This window comes from Xylella fastidiosa, from assembly GCF_011801475.1.
In the GTDB taxonomy this organism is placed as follows: domain Bacteria; phylum Pseudomonadota; class Gammaproteobacteria; order Xanthomonadales; family Xanthomonadaceae; genus Xylella; species Xylella fastidiosa.
In genome coordinates this window covers 2,359,131-2,374,750 of record NZ_CP044352.1, presented here as the reverse complement: position 1 = coordinate 2,374,750, position 15,620 = coordinate 2,359,131, and the positions used below count along the sequence as shown (strand labels likewise).

Below are 15,620 nucleotides of genomic sequence, written 5' to 3'. Positions count from 1 at the left end.
GGCCATTTGATATAGATATCAGGTCATGTGTATCAGGCGCAGTATAGATATGGAGATGCGGTTAGAACGCTGCTGTGAGGCCCGTGTGAATAGCGACTTCAGTGATTGTGATGGTCACCTTCTTCAAGTGCGAAGCACCAGTCAGGTTTGGGAATGGGCGGGTTGAACGTGACTGGTACTTGGATTGTCTGTGTGATCGGTTGACCATTGCGCGTCGCTGGCCTGAATTCCCAGTCGCGTACACGATCCTTTGCCGCTGTATCCAGTGCTGCCTGGTTGCTGCTTTGTACCAAGTTTACTTCGATGGGTTTTCCTTGCGGACCTACTTTGACTTTCAATACTGTGCGTCCGCCGATACCGGCGCAGGCTAGTTGCTCCGGATACTTTGGTGGGGGGGTACGCACAGCAAGGAGTTCAGTAGGAGGGGTTACGGGCGTTTGATCGACACGCTTGTTACAGGCATCAAGTGCCAGCAATAGTGCCACCAGGTCAGCAAAATGCAGCAATTTCATGGCGATGTCAGATTCCTTGTTCGTATAGGGCGGAAGTCTTAGCGGCGCAAATGAAGTCAATCTCGCTGATTCCCCCTATTTTATGCGTTGAAAAGCACACGACAGCCCTGCCATAGTGCACGTTCATGTCCGGGTGATGATCTTCGCAGTGTGCGATAAAAGCGAGCGCGTTAACGAATGCGAGGGTACGGTAATAATTGTCGAATTGGAATGTCCGGGTGAGTGCATGTCCGTTATTACTCAATTCCCATCCTGGGACTTGTGTCAACAGTTCGGCTAAGCGGGCTTGGCCGAGTTTGTGTTCTTTTTTTTCTCGCGGCTGGCAGTGAGCTTGAGCTAGAGTAATCCGATCGTTCATTGAGCATCCTGGTGTCATTAGTATGTGCATACTAGGGTGAGGCGAATGCGATACTAAGTGAATTTAGAATAACCAACATGATCCAGATTTCTGACACAGCTAAGTCTCACTTCCTTAAATTGATCCAACGCGAAGGTGTCCCTGGGATGGGGGTACGTTTGAGTGCGGTGGATCCCGGCACACCGCGTGCCGACGCGCGCTTGGAGTTTGCCGATCCCTCGGAATTGGTTGGCGATGAATGGTTGATAGATTGTGGTGACTTCACCCTCTATGTCGCTTCAGCCAGCGTGGCATGGCTGGATGGTGCTGAGATCGACTACGTTACACAGGCCACTGGTAGTCAGCAATTGATCATCAAAGCTCCGAAGATTAAAGGTCAGGAGCTTAGTCAGGTTGCATCATTGGTTGAGAGAGTGTGTTGGGTTGTGGAGAACGAGATTAACCCGCAATTAGCATCCCATGGTGGACGAGTGGAGGTACAGGAGGTTTCTGCAGAAGGAGTTGTCTTACTGCGTTTTGGCGGTGGCTGCCACGGCTGTGGCATGGCTGATGTAACTCTTAAGCAGGGCGTTGAGAAAACCCTGATGGACCGAGTACATGGTGTGATTGCAGTACGTGATGCGACCGACCACAGTACAGGTGCGGCTCCATATATTTCTCGCGATTTTTCCCCCTGATTTTTTCTTTGCGATGACACACGCTCAATTCACGCATTTTTTATCTTGATGCACACTTATTTTCCGGACTTGTTAATCCTCAGGTCGATTAGTCGCTTGCCATGTGGATGGATTGAATGCCGTTGCAGTCTCCAAGGTTTAGGCAGAGCAAATTGATTGCCTTTTGGGCGGCGTATACGTCACGTCCTCGCAGTAGAGACGAGCTGGCGTTAGGATACTTTCGGGCGTTTCGAAGCTTGTGGTGGCAACACTGGGATCCACGTCCGCGTGATGAGTGGCTACTGCATTGGGTTGCGGTGTTTAGCAGTGCCCTAATTAATTTGTGTTTTCTTTTTTTGCTTATTTGGAGCTTTGCGATCCGTTGGGTCTTGCCGCCTTCAAGTGATGAGGGGCGGGTGAGCGTCAGTCTGATTGGTCATGGTGCATCGGCATCTGGTACGGACGTAGGCACACCACATGATGCAGCGGTTGCTGTTGCGACGTCTGCTGCTGTGTCCAGATCTACACCGTCTGTCATTCCTCCTGTGCCTGCTCCTTTGGCTGGCGTGGAAAGTCCATCTACACAGATTGCTGATGGGAGCGCTGCGTCACCATCGTCTACGCGTCAGGTACCTTCTAACGTTGAGGTCAAACAGCCAGCGCAACCTACAGTTGAACAGCCGTTGCAAGTGACTGAAGTCACAGTCCCGACAACTGACTTTGTGATTCCTCCTTTACAGCATTTATCTGATATGCCGGTCCGGATACGTGAGCATTTGCTGCCGCAAGTACGGCAACGTGAAGTGCAGATCGTTGATATTTCTTCGCGACCGTTGCAGTCACAGTCACACGAGCCGCAGCTACCTCCGTCGCGTGTGCCTATTCCGAGCGTGCGTGAGCGTGATGTTGTGATTCCGGATCAACTGCAGATTGTTATGAGCAGTCCACAGTTGGTTGTTCCGACGCTTCGTCCCAAAGAACTGCGTGAGGTGCAGGTTCATCAGCGTGAGTTGCCCGCCGTCGCTGTACCGGCGCAACCTTCTGTTGACATGCCTTCGTCAGCTCCAGTAACGGTTGCATCCACCCCAGTACAAGCGCCTTCAGAAGATCGGAAGCAAGGGAATACAGCCGCAGTGCAGCACGGCAATGGTTCGGATGCATTCAAGCGTAACGATGATTGGGGCTTGGGTGATCACCAGCGTCAGGGGAGTGATGGGCAAGGTTTATTCGACCAGCAGGGACGCGTTCGTGTCCCTAAAGCCGACACGTCCGGCGTGATTTCGCGCGGTGCACCTGGGAGTGAATCGGATACTTGGACTCGTGAACGTCTTGCTCAGTCTGGGCAATGGCTGAAACGGCCACCGTACGATTACATTCCAACGGTGTTCGATCAGTACTGGACTCCAAATGAATCTTTATTACAGCAATGGGTGAGTCGTGGTATCAAGAAGATCGAAATCCCCATTCCAGGCACCAACATCAAGATCCATTGTGTGGTGTCACTGTTGCAGTTTGGCGGGGGATGCAGTCTGACGAATCCGAATATGAATGATCAGCCAGCGATTGCACGTCCGCCGCCAGACATCCCGTTCAAGAAGGAATTGCAGGAGCAGGAGAGTGGTATCAGGTAACGGGTAAATAAAGTTTTGTTTTTGATCGGGGGGGGAGCATCTTCAGCGTTGTAGCAACGCTAGCTTGTCCGGTTTGCCATTCCATTCTGCGGCGTCGGGCATCGGTTCACGGCGTACCGTCACTACTGGCCATGCTTTGGCAAGCTCGGCGTTAAGTGCAATGCATTGTTTCTGTTCAGTGGGTACATCCTCCTCGGGATAGATTGCATTTGCTGGGCACTCTGGCTCACACAGTGTGCAATCAATACATTCGTCAGGGTCAATGACAAGAAAGTTCGGGCCTTCATGGAAGCAATCGACGGGACAGACTTCTACGCAGTCAGTGTATTTGCAGTTGATGCAGTTTTCGGTAACGACAAATGGCATGATTAAATCCAGCGTTTAGTCGTGCAATTCTAGATCAGTTGTGTGAGTCCGCGAGTGGTTGCCCGATAAGCTTCCATAACGGTTTTTTTACATTACATGTGCGTGCTAAGCATTCGCTACAGTTACACATCTCGTCGGGTTGTTGATGTGCAAGGCAGCTGCTTGTTACTTGTGGCGTACTTGAAAGGTACTTTTACAGTGCATCGCCTTTCCTTTTGGTAAGTGCACATTGGCGTTGTTAAACGCAATCCAAGTGTATCGTTCTTGGTCACTTTTGAATTTGATTTTCCCTGCATTACGTGGTGTAAATCTGGTGTGATGAAAAGCGATAAAAAGGCTATTGGCGTTAAGGATACGATTTGTGAACGGTGTCTATACAACGCATCCAGTGAGAGGGCTGTACTCAATTCCTTTTTGATGTTTCTAGCCGCAAATATAGGATTGGTTAGATGGATACAGCCAAAATGCTGAGACAGGTTGCGTTGCTCACCGGTGTTAATGGAGAAGCGAAAGACTGTATTGGTACTTTGATCGTGAATGAATCAATGCAGTGCATTGCGTTTGCTGTACGTGTAGCCGTTTGCTGTATTGCTGGTGCGTAAAGCTTGCAGCAGTGCACGTGGATTTCCATCGTTAGGTGCCATCGCAATGCCGAGTAGGCGTGCCAGTAGTGGGTATATGTCGACGTTGTTGATCGGGTTAAGTAACAGGTTCGGCATGAATGATGGCCCGTTGGCAAGGAAAACGGCCCGCATGGAGGGGAGCATTGGATCGAACCCGGATGAGCCACCCATTTGCAATGGGTTGCGCTTAGTTATTTGGGCTGCTGATAGTGCATTCCAGCCTTCGTGCATTTGGCAGACGATGTTTGGGATCCGTGGGTGGGTACCGTAGTGCCAGTGCGTTGGCAAGGCTTGCTTGCGCCAACAGTCGTATGTGGCGTGTGCGCCGAGTACCATGGCTTCAACTTTACTTTCATGGCCAGGTAACGGTGTGATTCCGAGTACTTGGCCATCACTGACTACATGTACATCTGATAGTTGCACGATGCGTTCTAGAGGTACCGCGTGATCGCCTGGGATTGGTGCAATGCCTTGGTCAGAGACCACAATCACGTCGGTATCTGTGAGTTTGCCGTGTTGGCGCAGGCTATCAATCAGCCGACCAATTGCGCTGTCGATCATGTTTACAGCTGCGGCATATTGTGGAGAATCGGGGCCGAAGTTGTCGCCTGCAGTGTTGACTTGCTCAAAACGCAGTATCACCAAGCGTGGTGCATCGGGGCCACGTTCATTGAGCCAGCGCAGCGCCTGAGTGATCTGTGTATCTGCTGAAATGTGTTTGTTATAGGCATACCAGCGGCTTGGTCGCGTACCGGCGATTGATGCTTCGCTACCTGGCCAGAGAAATGTAGCGCTGCGTATGCCGGCGTGCTCAGCACTGACCCATATGGGTTCGCCTCCCCACCAGCGTCCGTTGCTGATTGCTTCCTGACGTTCCGATTCGAATGCCCCCAGGAGCGGATCCTCCATGGTGTTATGCACAATGCCATGATGATCCGGGCGCAGCCCAGTGATTAGAGTGTAGGCGTTTGGAAGGGTCAACGCAGGATACGAAGGTGTCATCCAGCGTGCGTGTACGCCATCGCTTGCTAAGCGTGCTAGTTGCGGCGCCTGACCATGTTCAAGTGCGTCAGCGCGGAGGCCATCAATCAAGATCAGCAGTAATTTGTACTTTGGGTGGTCTGTGATGGCAATGGTTGGTATGTTAAGGCGAGTAGGAATCGAGCAGGTCGCCAATAGCAGGGTGCCGATGAATATAGATAACGTGCGTGCGATCATCATTGCAGCAATATCAGCAGTAGTAGTGATGTCACGATGTCATGATTGTCTTGCACGTATGAGTTGGTTTGGTACCTTCCAGGTACAGCAGGGAGCGTTTGATATGTAGTCCGCCGTTGAAGCCGGTGAGCGCGCCATTGCTGCCAATCACACGGTGGCAAGGTAATACGATGGGCAGTGGGTTGCGAGCGTTTGCGGCTCCTACGGCACGGCTTGCACTTGGTCGCCCAATGTGAGCAGCTAATTTCGCATAACTCCAAGTCTGGCCGAATGAGATGTGGGCTAGTGCCTTCCATACCGCACATTGGAATGGTGTGCCCTGTGGTCGTAACGGTAGCGAGAATGTGTGGAGCTCGCCGTGCAAATAGTCGAGTAACTGGGTGCGTGCTTGCTTTAATAGTGTTGTACTCGGAGCATAGTGCCAGCATTCGTGCTCTTTTGTTGTGTGATCGTTGCTTGGGAGCATCACGCGACATAGTGCATCTGTATCGGCGACAATTGTCAGTATTCCAATCGGACTATCAAAGATGTCATAGCACAGTTGCGACATCATGAGGCCTCTTTAGGGTCACGGCTAGGTAGTATCGATTTAGCAAAATAAAAATCTTCTACGGCCATCAAGTTCCAGGACGCGTGATAGTACGTGCAGTTAGGTGCCCATGTATAGAAACACAAGTACTGCCTGGAATGCTTGATTTATATCTTGGTATTTGCGTAGTGCAGTGTCGATTTTCCCGAAGCGTAAGAGAAACATTTAGCCCATACACTGCATCGTGTCTTCTCTGTCCCATGATGACAAGCTTGCTTGCATTTCCATCAGAGTTATTCACTGAATATTTGTAGTTATTTAGATGAACTGAGGATATGTTGAATGCGATGCGGAACGTTCTTAGGTGGATTCTGAGGGTTTGTCATTGTAAATAGGGATTTCTGATCTCGTTCGACCAATTATGCAGGCACATCATTAATTAATGTGAAAGTCTTGCATCTTGGGAATCAGGTATTGAAGTAAGTTCCTGGTATTCTTGGAAGCTACGGTTTAGTTGATGGATCGCCGAAATACGAGTCATTGCAGTACTATTTCTAAATGCATTTCAACATACAATGCTAGGATGTTGAATATTTCCAAACCTTGTGTTGCGTCCTATTGTTGACCCAGCTTGTGCTGCGTATCGTTGATTGCTTTTGGTGTATGTGTTATGCGCTTTATTTATCCACTCCGAGTGGTTATGCCCGCATTAAATCTGCTTAAACTCGCTAGGCTTGTTGTGTTTACAAGTGTTCGGAGAATGTTTCGTTCTGCCCGTCTGTTTGTGCTTTCGTTTGTTTTCCTTACTCCTTTGGTTGGTTACGTCCAGCCTCAGGTGAAGCCAATCGTTGCTGCATCTCCCCTAACGCCAGCCCAGCAAGCACAATTGGATAAGCAGAATGCGATGATGAATCAGGTAGCGTTAAAGGTTGCGCAATTGGTTGATGCTGGTCAGATTGCAAAGATCTGGGATGGTGCCTCAATGGTGGCTAAGCAAGCGGTAAGGCGTGATGCATTTATTGAGCAGATTCGTGTCGAGCGTGTTCGTCTCGGCACAGTGATCGCGCGCGGTCATGGCGTAGTGACTCGGGTCAAATATGATACCAGCCTGCAGCTGCCCGCTGGCCTTTACTTCAATGTGAGTTTCCCGGTTAAGTTTGCGAATGCGTCGCAGCCGTTGCGTGAGTTAATTTCGTTTCGACAGGACGAAGACAACATTTGGCGCTTATCGGGTTATAGCTTGCGTGCGCCTGGAAATGAAGCCGCATTTTGAAGTTTTGCTTTATGTTGCTGATGTGGATTGAAGACCGCTGTGCTTTACAGCGTGGATCTTTATAGTGTCATCTTCCTGGCTATGATTGGGCGCCAGGAGTACTTCAACTGACGCGGTTGTTCCCTATCCCATCCGTATTTAGATAAGTGTGTGCATCAACCGCTTAGGATTGAAAGGCTGTTGTTGTGAGCAGTACTGCTTGGCATTGGTCCGTTTGTGTGACAGTAAATAACCGTTGAGGTATTGCTAACCATTGGATCAGTTTTTCTCCTTCACTGGATCTGAGGTTACTAACGCGTTGTTTTAGAGTCTGCTTGCAATTGCCTTGGCGAATCCCATGGTGTTGCCGTTACCCCCCAGATCGGGAGTCAGCGAATCTTTGGCATTCAGTGTGGCCACGATTGCGTTGCGTAGGCGTTCGGCGTTTTGTGGTTGACCGATATGATCCAGCATTTGTACAGCACCTAGCAGCAGCGCGCATGGATTGGCTTTACCTTGTCCAGCGATGTCTGGAGCCGAGCCATGTACGGCTTCGAAGATGGCTTGTTCATTACCAATGTTGGCGCCCGGAGCCAAGCCTAAACCGCCGACCAAGCCTGCGCACAAATCTGAGAGGATGTCACCGAACAAGTTTGTGGTGACAATGATGTCGAATTGTTCTGGGCGCATTACAAGTTGCATGCAAGTGTTGTCGACGATCATTTCTTGGAAATCGATTTCTGGGTACTGGCTTGCGACGTCTCGGGCGGTTTTCAGAAATAGTCCAGAGGTTGATTTAATGATGTTGGCTTTGTGTACTGCGGTGACCTTTTTGCGGCCCGTTGTTCGGGCTAAGTCGAATGCGTAACGGACGATACGTTCCGACCCTTTACGGGTCACTCGTGCGCTTGAAGTGGCAACTTCTCCGTCAGGAGAGATGGTTTGACCCTCGCTCAGGTAGGCACCCTCGGTATTTTCCCGTACGGTGATCAGGTCTACGTTATCGCTAAAGCGTGACTTGGTATTTGGGAAAGATTTTGCGGGGCGAACGTTGGCGTATAAGTCGAATTTACGTCGCAGGGCGACATTGATCGAGCTGAAACCTTCACCTACCGGGGTTGTGAGCGGGCTTTTTAGCGCGATTTTGTTCTTGCTGATTGAATTCAGGGTGGATTCCGGTAGCAAGTCTCCGTGTTTTTCAAGTGCGCTCAAGCCTGCATCTGCGAATTCGTAATTCAGATTCGCTTGTAACGCGTTTAATACCGACAGGGTGGCATCCATGATTTCCGGGCCGATACCATCACCGCGGATCACCGTAATTGTTTGCGTCATGAGAGTTGAATCCCGAACTGAAAAGGGGGAGCGCAAGCTAGCTGTCCAAAGTGCGGATGCTAGGGTTTTTCCGAAGTATTATGCCTGAATTCTATAGATGACTTCAGTGGATAATACTTTAAGCGTTAACTATATCTGACGTCCCGTTATATCTTTTAAATTGCGGACAGAAGTTTGGTGTGATGTTCGTTGCTTTGATTCACTATTGTTCAGCCATCATGAAGATCTCTTTGGTGTCTTCTAGTGCGTGACGTTTATAAAGAGGGATGTTAGCGCTGCAGGGCGGCAATAAGACAGTCCTGCTTGTGCTTGTTTGTGTTGTTGGATGTCTTCAATACCTTATGCGCAAGCGCGCCTGGGCTGTGGTTGCACTGTTTCAGTGCCGTTTAACTCATGCGCAGGCTGGGTTGGCATCGTGCGAGAAGGCGTTGGAGAGGGCTTGGTAGTTAATATATTGTTATATAACGAGCTGTGTACAACGTGGTAGATGATGCGATGCAGTATCAAGCATCCCACATAACGGTTGGTAGCGAATATGTTTTTATTTTTGATGCATCGGTGTGGCAAGTTTGAGGAAGTTTAAAGATTGAATGTATGGTTTTTCTGGACTGAATGCGTGAGTGCATATGCTGGTAGATCCCGCTCAAAGTGAGCGGTGGAAGCGTTGCTTGCGCTCCCCCATTTCCCCCATTGCGATCATCCCTGCGGGCTGTGATTGGTCAGCAGTGGTTCCAGCTTGCCTGCATGATGAAGTGCCATCATGTCGTCGTAGCCGCCAACATGGGTATCCCCAACGAAAATCTGGGGCACGCTGGTACGTTGGGTGCGTGCAATCATTTTTTCGCGTTCTGCTGAGTTCACGTTGATCATGATCTCTGTCCAGGTGTAACCCTTGCTCTTTAGAAAATTCTTAGCAGCCACGCAATAGGGGCAGATAGCAGTTGAGTAAATAGTAATCTTGGGTGTGCTACCTGCTTCATCACGTGTAGAGTCTTGTTTCATTAGGAAACTCCGTGTCGATTTTGAGGTCCAATGGTAACCGATGCCCCGCATGTCGAAGGTGGCGGTTGCAACATTTAAACTGGTGACCTCCCCCTGGTGACCTCCCCAGAATTTCGCGACAGGAGCTTCACTTTGCGCCGACTATCACTTGCTATTGCCACTGCTCTCGTATTGCCTCTGGGTGGTATTGGTGTCAATGCTCAGGAAAGCCGCTTACCTGACATTGGTTCCTCGGCGGGGCAATTACTGACTCCGGCACGTCAGGCCGAATATGGCAAGTTGATGATGGCTGAGTTACGTAACTACGGCTATGTGTTGGAAGACCCGTTACTACAGGGGTGGTTGCAGAGCATAGGAGAACATTTGGCGGCTAACAGTGATCAACCGCACCAACTATTTACCTTTGTATTGTTAAAAGAACGTCAAATTAATGCGTTTGCCACATTGGGCGGTTATGTAGCGGTGAATTCCGGCCTGTTGCTGACCGCTGAGCGTGAGGATGAGGTTGCAGCCGTGCTCTCCCACGAGATCGCGCACATTACTCAGAAGCATGTGCTGCGTAGCGTTGAGCGTGCACAGCGTGATCAGATTCCGATTCTGCTAGGGATGCTGGCGGCTGTGATCGCCGCACAGCACGTTGGCGGTAATTCAAGTGGTGATGCGACGATGGCTGGTATTACCAGTGCCATGGGACTCATGCAGCAGCGCCAGATCAATTACACCCGTTCCAACGAAGCTGAAGCAGATCGTCTTGGAATTCACACCTTGGCGCGTAGTGGGTATGACTTAGAGGCGATGGCTGGCTTTTTCGAGAGAATGTCGCTGGTGACACGCGGTAATTCTGGCGGTGATCAGGCGCCGGACTATTTACAGACCCATCCTGTGACCGTGACCCGCATCAGCGAGGCGAAGGCACGTGCTGAGCAACTCAAGAAACAAAAGGGACTCACGGGGGGCGAGGTTGACCTAATGTCCCGGGAGCGTTTGAATTTGCATCATGTTTTGCCTGGTGTTCCTGCTAATCCGTTGTTGCCAAAAGTTCTACAGCCAGCGTATAGCGAGTTATCTCGTGGGCCTAGTGGTCAGTTCGGTTGGGCCAAAGAGCGCTTACGCGTACTGAGTGCGAAATCCCCAGAGAGTGCGCTGCGTGAGTATGAAGCCCTGCGTCGCAACACAAAGGGGGGATTGAATGATTTTCAGCGCTATGGGATGGCGTTGGCCAAGTTCCGTAATGGCAGCAATCTGGACGAGGTCATGCATGAATTCCGTACATTGCTTGAGGTACACCCTGACAATGTCTGGCTTGCTTCGGCATTGGCGCAGACCCAAGCGCGGGCTGGACAGCGTCACGAGGCTGGTGAACGTTTCGATGCCTTGTTGCGGCGCTTGCCTGGGCAGCGTGCAGTGGTGCTCATGTATGCGGAGATGCTTAACGAAGGCGGTAACCTTCAGGATGGTAAGCGTGCTCAGGCGTTGTTATTGCCGTTACTGCGTCAGTTGTCTGAGGATGCGTTATTTCAACAAACTTTCGCGCGCTCCTGCGAGTTGGCCGGTGCCACTGCACGCGCCAGTGAGGCCTATGCGGAAGCCGCGTTTCTGAACGGACGTCCGGAGCAGGCATTGATTCAGTTGCAGGCGTTGAAGAAGAAGAATCTGGATTATGTGACACGTGCGCGAGTGGATGCGCGTATTGCGGCGATTACTCCAGCGGTGCTGGAAATGCGTCGTCAGGGTATCCGCGATCCGGATTTGGATCGATGATCTCTGTGTGTCATATCAGCCATATTTTTGTCATGAATTTGTAGTTTACTGGCGAACATCCTAAGTAAGGCGGTGTCTGAGCGTGCAAAAACGCGTCTTGATTGTCGATGATGAGGTGGCGATTCGTGACATGGTTGCTTTCGCTTTGCGTAAGGGTGAATTTGAATCCTTGCAAGCTAGTGATGCGCGCGAGGCTCAGGCCGTTATCGCAGATTGCGTTCCGGATTTGATTTTGTTGGATTGGATGCTGCCTGGTACCAGTGGCCTGGAGTTGACACGTCGTTGGCGTAAAGCGTCGCTGACCCGTGAAATACCTATCATCATGCTGACCGCGCGTAGTGAGGAGAACGATCGGGTTGGTGGTTTGGAAGCGGGGGTGGATGATTATATGGTCAAGCCGTTCTCGGCGCGCGAACTGTTGGCGCGCATCCGCGCGGTGATGCGCCGTACTCGTGATGATGAGGAGGATGGTAGTGTTGCCATTGGAAAATTACGCATTGATGGTGCTGCGCACCGTGTGTATGCCGGTCATGTGCAAGTGCCAATTGGTCCGACTGAATACCGCTTACTGCATTTTTTCATGACACATTCGGAGCGCGTGTACTCGCGTACTCAACTTTTAGATCATGTTTGGGGTAGCGGCGTATATATAGAGGAGCGCACGATTGATGTGCATATCCGCCGTTTGCGTAGAACGTTGGAGCCATTCGGCCTTGACGATATGGTGCAGACGGTACGTAGTGCCGGTTATCGCTTCTCCGGGGCGATCCAGATCTGAATATTCCATCGAATGCCGTGAGTATCGTCTCCACACTCCACCGTATTCGGTTCGCTTGGTTCAAGACCCTGGGAGTGTTGGCGCTGATTTTGTTCGCTGCACTGCTTGTTGGTCTGTTGATCGGCCAAGTGTGGATAGTACTGACCTTAACAGCCTTAGCAGAAATTGCCTGGCAGTACTGGAGGCTGCATCAAGTTCTGTATCAATTGGCCGTGCGTCGGCGCTGGACACGTTCGATGGATATCGGTGTTTGGAAACAATTAGATCACTTGATTTACCGTAATCAAACCGACATGCGTGCGCGTGTTCACCGGTTGATGGAGATGTTGCGTACCTACCGTGCAGCAGCAGCTGCGCTCCCTGATGCAGTGGTTGTTGTCGATTGCAATAGTCAGTGCATTCAATGGTTCAATGAGGCGGCGAATACCTTGCTGGGCCTGCGTTACCCTAGCGACCTGGACAGGCCTGTTGTCGAGCGGTTGCAGCCGTTGCCGTTAGCATCATGGTTGACTCAGGGTTGTAACGCTGAGTCGATGTTGGACGTGCCTTCACCAGTGAATCCTGACGTGCGCTTGAATCTGCACCTCATTCCTTATTTCGACGATTATTTGTTGCTGGTAGCACGTGACGTTAGCAAACTGTTGCGTCTGGAGCAGGTGAAACGTGACTTTGTGGCGAATGTGTCGCACGAATTACGTACCCCATTGACCGTGGTGCATGGTTATCTTGACATGCTCGATCCGGATGATTTTCCGGATGCTGCTCCAATGTTGGATGAGATGCGTAAGCAGTCGCAGCGCATGACTCAATTAGTTGAGGATCTGCTGACACTCTCCAGGTTGGAATCCCAGGAGGAACTTGAACAGGAGCAGGTGGCAATGGTGCCGATGTTGGCGACGTTGCATCGTGAGGCTGAGGCACACAGTCAAGGCCGTCATACGATTGAAGTGGTCGACAATGCTGGCTGCGATCTTTTCGGCTCCAATAAGGACCTTCACAGTGCGTTTTCCAATTTGATTACCAACGCAGTGCGTTACACTCCGGCTGGCGGTAGTGTTAGGGTGTGCTTCCAACGCGAAGATGATGGCGTGGCGCTGATGGTTTGCGATACTGGTTATGGTATTCCAACCTCACACTTACCACGAATCACCGAACGCTTTTACCGGGTTTCCAGCAGTCGCTCGCGTGAGAGAGGGGGGACTGGTTTAGGGCTGTCGATCGTCAAGCATGTGTTGGAACTCCACCAGGCACGCTTAGACATCATCAGTGAAGTTGGTAAGGGGAGTGAATTCTCCTGCCACTTTGCTGCAGCCCGAGTCGCCATGCGTGAATCTGAATCTGTGCCGATACAGCCTTAGATGTCCCTGCTTGAAATAATCCTTGCTCGTGTGGCGTGGATTTACTGTGGCCTCACTGTTGTTCCTTCCTACTTATATTTCTTTCCTAGTCTCTTTTTTCTCAAGACGTTCTATGTCTAAATCTTCTCCCATTGAACCTGTTTCAGCATCTGATGTCAGCCAGCAGTTCCGTGATCCTGGGCTGTATTTGAACAGGGAGCTATCACAGCTCGACTTCAATTTTCGAGTGTTGGCACAGGCATTGGATGAGCAGGTGCCGTTGTTAGAGCGGTTGCGCTTCCTGTGTATTTCTTGCACCAATCTGGATGAATTCTTCGAAATCCGTGTTGCTACCGTGCGCCATGCTCAGGAATTCGGTTTGCCGCCAGCGCCTGATGGGATGAGACCGACGGTAATCCTCAACGCTGTTCACGACCTGACAACCAAACTCGTCCATGATCAGTACAACTGCTGGAACCAAGTGCTGTGTCCGGCACTTGCCTCCCTTGGAGTGGGTGTACTGAGTCATAACAGTTGGAACGTGCGTCAGAAACGTTGGCTACGTGGTTACTTTCGCAACGAAATCATGCCGGTGTTATCGCCACTTGGTTTAGATCCTGCGCATCCATTTCCGAAAATATTCAATAAAACCTTAAATATTGTGGTGGTACTTAACGGTATTGATGCTTTTGGTCGTGCTGGTCATTTGGCTATCGTGCGTGCCCCGCGTTCGTTGCCGCGTATTATCGAGTTGCCCCAACATCTGTCCAGAGATGGCTCTCAAAACTTCGTCTTCTTGTCCTCAGTACTGTCTGCTTTTGTCGGTGAGTTGTTTCCTGGCATGGTGGTCAAGGGGGCTTATCAATTTCGGGTTACTCGTAATTCTGAATTGGTGGTGGATGAGGATGAAGTCGAGAATCTGGCGCTGGCGTTGCGTAATGAATTGGTGACCCGCGGTTATCGTCTTGCAGTCAGGTTAGAGATCGCTGAGGACTGCCCAATCCCGATTGTGCGTACATTACTGCAGAATTTTGGGTTGCAAGAAAACGCTGTATATCGGATTAATGGTCCTGTCAATCTGAGCCGAGTGAGTCAGGTCTATGACATGGTGTTGCGTCCGGAACTGAAATATCCCCCGTTCAATCCACGCACGGTGCGTAACAGTGATCACATTTTCGAGATCATTGCCAAGGGGGATGTGTTGTTGTACCACCCCTACGATGCTTTTACCGCAGTCCTTGATTTGCTGCGTCAGGCGGCGGCTGACCCGGATGTACTGGCCATCAAACAAACCCTCTACCGTACCGGCAAGGATTCCACTATCGTTGATGCGCTGATCCAAGCCGCACGTAGTGGCAAGGATGTCACTGTGGTGGTTGAGTTGCGCGCGCGTTTTGACGAGGAAGCCAACCTAGGTTTGGCCGATAAGCTGCAGGAGGCTGGGGTACAAGTGGTCTATGGTGTGGTTGGTTACAAGACCCACGCCAAGATGTTGCTGATTGTACGCCGTGAGGGCCGCAAACTACGTCGCTACGTGCATTTGGGCACTGGCAACTACCATAGTGGTACGGCACGGATATATACCGATTTGAGTTTGATGACGGCTAATGCGGCCATCGGTAAAGATGTGCATCAACTATTTCTGCAATTGTCTGGATTAGCACCCAAAATGAAGCTGGAGTGCTTATTGCAGTCCCCATTTACCTTGCATGCAGGGGTGTTGTTCCGGATCGAACGTGAGACCACGTTCGCACGGAAGGGGCGCCCTGCCCGCATCGTTGCCAAGATGAATGCGCTGAATGAGCCACAGGTCGTACGCGCACTGTACGTCGCCTCGCAGGCGGGTGTGCAAATTGATCTGATTGTGCGTGGGGCTTGCACGTTGCGGCCTGGCGTGCAGGGTATATCCGAAAACATCCGCGTGCGTTCAATCGTCGGCCGCTTTTTGGAGCACAGCCGGGTGTATTGGTTTGCTAATAACGGTACGCCTGAACTGTTCTGCGCCAGCGCCGATTGGTTGGAGCGCAATTTGCTACGTCGGGTCGAGATCTGTTTCCCGATCTTGAATCCGGATTTGGCGAAACGTATTTATTCTGATGTTTTACAGAGTTACTTGGATGACAACCTCAATGCTTGGGAATTGGGGAGTGATGGCGTTTACCGGAAACTGCTCCCCGAGACAGATCATGCGCCATACTCGGCCCAGGTGGCTCTACTGGAGTCTTTATAGATGTTCCTTTGCACTATGCCGGTGATGTTTACAGC

General features: G+C 50.8%; 14 protein-coding genes. 7 read left to right on the top strand and 7 right to left on the bottom strand.

The features are described 5' to 3' along the window. Positions 1-98: 98 nt before the first annotated feature. Together F7G16_RS10875 and F7G16_RS10870 are read right to left on the bottom strand one after the other, a co-directional pair. Positions 99-512 carry an energy transducer TonB gene (locus tag F7G16_RS10875; protein ID WP_004087538.1) on the bottom strand — a complete coding sequence of 138 codons (414 nt, stop codon included), beginning with the start codon at positions 510-512 and terminating at the stop codon, positions 99-101. Between the two features lie 7 nt (positions 513-519). Beyond that, positions 520-870, bottom strand: a complete 351-nt coding sequence (locus F7G16_RS10870; protein ID WP_004087537.1) for a 4a-hydroxytetrahydrobiopterin dehydratase — start codon at positions 868-870, stop codon at positions 520-522. A 77-nt stretch (positions 871-947) separates the two neighbouring features. Between F7G16_RS10870 and F7G16_RS10865 the strand changes: the two genes are divergently transcribed. After that, positions 948-1,547 carry an NfuA family Fe-S biogenesis protein gene (locus tag F7G16_RS10865; RefSeq protein WP_004087536.1) on the top strand — a complete coding sequence of 200 codons (600 nt, stop codon included), beginning with the start codon at positions 948-950 and terminating at the stop codon, positions 1,545-1,547. A gap of 116 nt (positions 1,548-1,663) precedes the next feature. Next, positions 1,664-3,157: a hypothetical protein gene (locus F7G16_RS10860; protein ID WP_004087535.1), complete on the top strand. Its 1,494-nt coding sequence runs from the start codon at positions 1,664-1,666 to the stop codon at positions 3,155-3,157. A gap of 42 nt (positions 3,158-3,199) precedes the next feature. On the opposite strand, the gene fdxA is transcribed toward F7G16_RS10860, so the two are convergent. The 3 genes from fdxA to F7G16_RS10845 form a co-directional block, all read right to left on the bottom strand. Beyond that, positions 3,200-3,523, bottom strand: coding sequence for a ferredoxin FdxA (gene fdxA / locus F7G16_RS10855; RefSeq protein WP_004084667.1), 324 nt, complete (start codon positions 3,521-3,523; stop codon positions 3,200-3,202). A 542-nt stretch (positions 3,524-4,065) separates the two neighbouring features. Further along, positions 4,066-5,367 (bottom strand): alkaline phosphatase family protein, encoded by a 1,302-nt coding sequence (locus F7G16_RS10850; RefSeq protein WP_004087534.1) that lies wholly within the window; start codon positions 5,365-5,367, stop codon positions 4,066-4,068. A 28-nt stretch (positions 5,368-5,395) separates the two neighbouring features. Continuing rightward, positions 5,396-5,917 carry a methylated-DNA--[protein]-cysteine S-methyltransferase gene (locus F7G16_RS10845; RefSeq protein WP_171946781.1) on the bottom strand — a complete coding sequence of 174 codons (522 nt, stop codon included), beginning with the start codon at positions 5,915-5,917 and terminating at the stop codon, positions 5,396-5,398. Between the two features lie 676 nt (positions 5,918-6,593). Here F7G16_RS10845 and F7G16_RS10840 point away from each other — a divergent pair. Continuing rightward, positions 6,594-7,166 carry a DUF4019 domain-containing protein gene (locus tag F7G16_RS10840; protein ID WP_004087531.1) on the top strand — a complete coding sequence of 191 codons (573 nt, stop codon included), beginning with the start codon at positions 6,594-6,596 and terminating at the stop codon, positions 7,164-7,166. Positions 7,167-7,469: 303 nt separating this feature from the next. Here the strand turns inward: F7G16_RS10840 and F7G16_RS10835 are convergent, their stop codons facing one another. Further along, the gene (locus F7G16_RS10835) at positions 7,470-8,477 is read right to left on the bottom strand and encodes an isocitrate dehydrogenase (protein WP_004087529.1); all 1,008 of its coding nucleotides are present in this window, start codon (positions 8,475-8,477) and stop codon (positions 7,470-7,472) included. A gap of 696 nt (positions 8,478-9,173) precedes the next feature. Further along, positions 9,174-9,479, bottom strand: coding sequence for a glutaredoxin 3 (gene grxC, locus F7G16_RS10830; RefSeq protein ID WP_004087527.1), 306 nt, complete (start codon positions 9,477-9,479; stop codon positions 9,174-9,176). Between the two features lie 132 nt (positions 9,480-9,611). Between grxC and F7G16_RS10825 the strand changes: the two genes are divergently transcribed. From F7G16_RS10825 to ppk1, 4 genes are all read left to right on the top strand, one after another. Continuing rightward, positions 9,612-11,240, top strand: coding sequence for a M48 family metalloprotease (locus tag F7G16_RS10825; protein ID WP_011098320.1), 1,629 nt, complete (start codon positions 9,612-9,614; stop codon positions 11,238-11,240). Between the two features lie 82 nt (positions 11,241-11,322). After that, positions 11,323-12,018: a phosphate regulon transcriptional regulator PhoB gene (phoB, locus tag F7G16_RS10820; protein WP_004084660.1), complete on the top strand. Its 696-nt coding sequence runs from the start codon at positions 11,323-11,325 to the stop codon at positions 12,016-12,018. A gap of 17 nt (positions 12,019-12,035) precedes the next feature. Beyond that, the gene (gene phoR / locus F7G16_RS10815) at positions 12,036-13,376 is read left to right on the top strand and encodes a phosphate regulon sensor histidine kinase PhoR (RefSeq protein WP_011098319.1); all 1,341 of its coding nucleotides are present in this window, start codon (positions 12,036-12,038) and stop codon (positions 13,374-13,376) included. 112 nt (positions 13,377-13,488) lie between these two features. Continuing rightward, on the top strand, positions 13,489-15,585 hold the full coding sequence (gene ppk1, locus F7G16_RS10810; protein WP_004087521.1) for a polyphosphate kinase 1: 2,097 nt from the start codon (positions 13,489-13,491) through the stop codon (positions 15,583-15,585). Positions 15,586-15,620 lie beyond the last annotated feature (35 nt).